Consider the following 3,784-nt stretch of genomic DNA (forward strand, 5'->3'; position numbering starts at 1 on the left):
GCCGTCGAGGTGCTGCCCGACGGCCTCGCCCGCATGGGCGCCTGGGCGCCGCGGTTCAAGAGCATCCAGGGCCGGCGCTACGACTTCGACGGCAGCGAGTTCTACTGGCAGTACCGTCTGTCGATTCCGCTCGGCATCCCGATCCCCTTCGCGCCGGCCGGTTTCGACGGGTCGCGGTATCGGGAGATGAACTCCGGATGCTTCGAGGGCATGTTCATCCACCGCGACATCGTGGCCGAGATCGGGCTCCCCGATCCGCGGTTCTTCATCTACTGGGACGACTCGGTCTACGGGTGGCTGGCCTCCCGCAAGACCACGTCGGTGATCGTCGACGAGTTCGTGCTCAAGCGCACCCGCGAGATCAAGCAGTGGGACATGGGTGTGCGCCACCTCAACGCCTCGAGCAACGCGTACCGCTACTACATCATGCGCAACCGGGGCCACATGAAGCACTACTTCAAGACCCACGGCGCCTACCGCCCGGTGCGGTTCTTCCTCGGGTCGGCACTGACCTTCGGCAAAGAGCTCGTGCGGCTCGTGTTCGTCGAGCGCACGTTCCGTGGGACATCCCACCTCGTGCGCGGTGTGAAGGACGGGCGAAAGCTCGGCAAGGATGCCTCGTGGCGGCCGATGCCGCCGCTGACGCAGGCCGCGGACTCCGCGACGACCTGAGTCAACCCTCGTTGTAGTCGGCGTTGTAGCGGTCGAGCACGTCGCCGATCGGGGCATCCATCGCGAGTTGCCCTTTGTCGAGGTAGAGTCCGCGCGTGCAGAACCGGCGCAGGTCGCGCTCGCTGTGGCTGACGAAGAACAGCGTGCGGCCCTCGGCGAGCAGCTCGTCGATGCGCTTGTAGCACTTCTCGCGGAACGCCTTGTCGCCGACGGCGAGCACTTCGTCGACCAGCAGGATCGGCTCGTCGAGCTGCGAGACGACCGCGAACGCGAGGCGCACCTTCATGCCGTTGCTGAGGTGCTTGTAGGGGGTGTCGATGGAGTCGGCGAGCTCGGCGAACTCGATGATGCCGTCGAATCGGCGCGACACCTCGGCGCGAGTCATCCCGTGCAGCCCCGCCGTGAGCCGCACGTTCTCGCGCACCGTGAGGTCGCCGACGAACCCGCCGGTGATCTCGATCAGCGGCGCCACTCCCCCGTGCACGCTGACGCGGCCCTCGTCCGAGAGCAGCACGCCGGCGACGAGTTTGAGCAGCGTCGACTTGCCCTGCCCGTTGCGGCCGACGACGCCGATCGACTCGCCCGGCGCGACGGAGAACGACACGTTGCGGAGGGCCCAGAACTCGTTCGGCCGCGTGCGGCGGGATGCCCCCGCGAACAGGTCCTTGAAACTGCGGCGGCCGCGGCGATTGCGCCGGAACCGGACGCCGAGGCCGGTCACTTCGATCGCGAGTGCGTCGGGCATCACAGCTCCTTCAGCACGGAGCGCTCGAGAGCGCGGAACACGAAAACCCCGGCGAGGAGGAAGGCCACGCTCATGATCGCCCCCACGACGACGCTCAGGGTGTCCCAGACCTCGGGGAAGAAGCCCACGCGGTAGAGCGTGAAGATGCCCGAGAGCGGATTGAACGCCACGAGCTCGCGGAAGACGCCCGGCAGGTCGGACACGCTGTAGATGATCGGGGAGGCGTAGAACAGCACGCGGAGGATCAGCTTGGTGGTGCGCTCGAGGTCGGTGTAGAGCACGCACAGTGGCGCGACGAGCAGTCCGAGCCCCACGAGGAGCACCATCTGCAGGAGCACCGCGACCGGGAACAGCAGCAGGCCCCAATTGATCTGGACGGGGTGCGGGCTCGTCAAGGCCGCGACGATGACGAAGCCCACGAGCACGGGGAGCGAGCACAGAAACTCGATGCCCTTGCTGAGGATGATGCGGTTGATCCAGATCGAGCGCGGGATCGCGGTCGAGCGTACGAGCCGCGCGTCTTTGTTGAACGCGCGCGTGAAGTCGGAGACGGCCGAGTTGAACCAGACCCAGGGCAGCAGCGCGGTGATGAGGAAGACGATGTACGGCTCGTGGCCGACGGTGCGCTGAAAGACCTGCGTGAAGACGAACCAGTAGATGAGGCTCATCACGAGCGGGTCGAGCACCGACCAGAGATAGCCGAGCGCGCTCGTCGCGTAGCGCACGCGCAGGTCTCGTGCCGACAACAGCCACAGCGAATGCAGGTAGCGCCGGGCGGATGCCGGGGCCCCGGCGGTGGCGATCGTCACGGTTGCGAGTCTATGAGGCGAGCTGGTTGTTCCACATCGACAACGCCGAGCCGATCGCCATGTGCATGTCGAGGTACTGGTACGTGCCGAGGCGGCCGCCGAAGAGCACGTCCTTCTCGCCCTTCGCGAGCTCGCGATATGCGAGCAGGCCGGCGCGGTCATCCGCCGTGTTCACGGGGTAATAGGGCTCATCGTCGCGCGTGGCGAAACGCGAGAACTCGCGCATGATGACCGTTCTGTCGGTCGGGTAGCGGTCGGCGCGCTCGGGGTGGAAGTGCTTGAACTCGTGGATGCGCGTGTAGGGCACGTCGGCATCCGCGTAGTTCATGACTGACGTCCCCTGGTAGTCGCCCACTGTGACGACCTCCTCCTCGAAGTCGAGGGTGCGCCACGAGAGGGCGCCCTCGGCGTCGTCGAAGTAGCGGTCGATCGGACCGGTGTACACAATCGGCAGCTGCCCCACGGTCGCCGCCTTGTTGAGGGGCTGCGCTCCGTCGAAGAAGTCGATGCCCAGCTTGACCTCGATGTTGCGGTGGTCGGCCATCCGCTCGATCCACGCGGTGTAGCCGTCCGTCGGCAGGCCCTCCCACGTGTCGTTGAAGTACCGGTTGTCGTAGTTGTAGCGCACGGGCAGGCGGCTGATCACCTCGGCGGGCAGGTTCTTTGGGTCGGTCTGCCACTGCTTGGCCGTGTAGTCGCGGATGAATGCCTCGTACAGGGGGCGACCGATCAGGGCGATGCCCTTCTCTTCGAGGTTCGCCGCACCCATCACGTCGAACTCGCCGGCGAGCTCGTGGATCAGGGCCTTGGCCTCATCGGGCGAGTAGCCCGCGTGGAAGAACTGGTTGATCGTGCCGAGGTTGATCGGCAGCGGGAAGACGACGCCCTTGTGGTTCGTGTACACGCGGTGCACGTAGTTCGTGAAAGTCGTGAAGCGGTTCACGTACTCCCACACCGTCGGGTTGGAGGTGTGGAAGAGGTGCGCGCCGTAGCGGTGCACCTCGATGCCGGTCTCCGCCTCGTTCTCGCTGTAGGCGTTGCCGCCGATGTGATGGCGACGGTCGATGACCGTGACCTTACGACCGGATGCCGCGGCCCGCTCGGCGATGGTGAGGCCGAAGAAGCCGGAGCCGACGATGAGGAGGTCCATTGTGGGTGCTTTCGTGAGGAACGACGGCGTCAGGCGGCGAGCAGGTTGCGGAAGTAATCCACCGTGGTCTGAAGACCGGCCGCAAGTGCGACCGTTGGTTCCCAGCCGAGTTCGTTCCGAGCTCGCGTGATGTCGGGCTGACGTTGCTTCGGGTCGTCCTGCGGGAGATCGCGATACTCGATCGTGGAGGAGCTCTCGGTGATCTGCAGTACCGCCTCCGCCAGGTCGAGCATCGTGAACTCACCCGGGTTGCCTACATTGATGGGTCCGGTCACATCGTGGCCCGTCCCCATGAGTCGCACCATGCCATCGACCAGATCGTCGACGTAGCAGAACGAACGAGTCTGGGAACCGTCTCCGTAGATCGTGATGGGTTCTCCTCGAAGAGCCTGCACGATGAAGTTCGAG

5 protein-coding genes are annotated in these 3,784 nt (G+C 65.6%); 1 reads left to right on the forward strand and 4 read right to left on the reverse strand.

Annotated elements, in window-relative coordinates; all coding sequences use genetic code 11:
• The coding region (locus VNT50_RS12170) for a glycosyltransferase family protein (protein WP_325485383.1) at positions 1 to 672 on the forward strand (672 nt) is incomplete at its 5' end.
• A 1-nt stretch (position 673) separates the two neighbouring features.
• Here VNT50_RS12170 and VNT50_RS12175 read toward each other — a convergent pair.
• The 4 genes from VNT50_RS12175 to VNT50_RS12190 form a co-directional block, all read right to left on the reverse strand.
• Entirely contained in the window at positions 674 to 1,417 is a 744-nt protein-coding gene (locus VNT50_RS12175) for an ABC transporter ATP-binding protein (protein WP_325485384.1), read from the reverse strand.
• Positions 1,417 to 2,226 carry an ABC transporter permease gene (locus VNT50_RS12180; RefSeq protein WP_325485385.1) on the reverse strand — a complete coding sequence of 270 codons (810 nt, stop codon included), beginning with the start codon at positions 2,224 to 2,226 and terminating at the stop codon, positions 1,417 to 1,419. The genes VNT50_RS12175 and VNT50_RS12180 overlap by 1 nt, the downstream gene beginning before the upstream one ends.
• Before the next feature lie 10 nt (positions 2,227 to 2,236).
• Positions 2,237 to 3,376, reverse strand: a complete 1,140-nt coding sequence (gene glf, locus VNT50_RS12185) for a UDP-galactopyranose mutase (RefSeq protein ID WP_325485386.1) — start codon at positions 3,374 to 3,376, stop codon at positions 2,237 to 2,239.
• A 29-nt stretch (positions 3,377 to 3,405) separates the two neighbouring features.
• On the reverse strand, positions 3,406 to 3,784 hold a 379-nt coding region (locus VNT50_RS12190; RefSeq protein ID WP_325485387.1), incomplete at its 5' end, for a GDP-mannose 4,6-dehydratase.

The sequence above is a fragment of the Microbacterium sp. genome (assembly GCF_035554235.1).
GTDB lineage: Bacteria > Actinomycetota > Actinomycetes > Actinomycetales > Microbacteriaceae > Microbacterium.

Coding starts and splice junctions, on each gene's coding strand:
- VNT50_RS12175 (WP_325485384.1), bottom strand. CDS start 1,417: ATGCCCGACGCACTCGCGATCGAAGTGACCGGCCTCGGCGTCCGGTTC.
- glf (WP_325485386.1), bottom strand. CDS start 3,376: ATGGACCTCCTCATCGTCGGCTCCGGCTTCTTCGGCCTCACCATCGCC.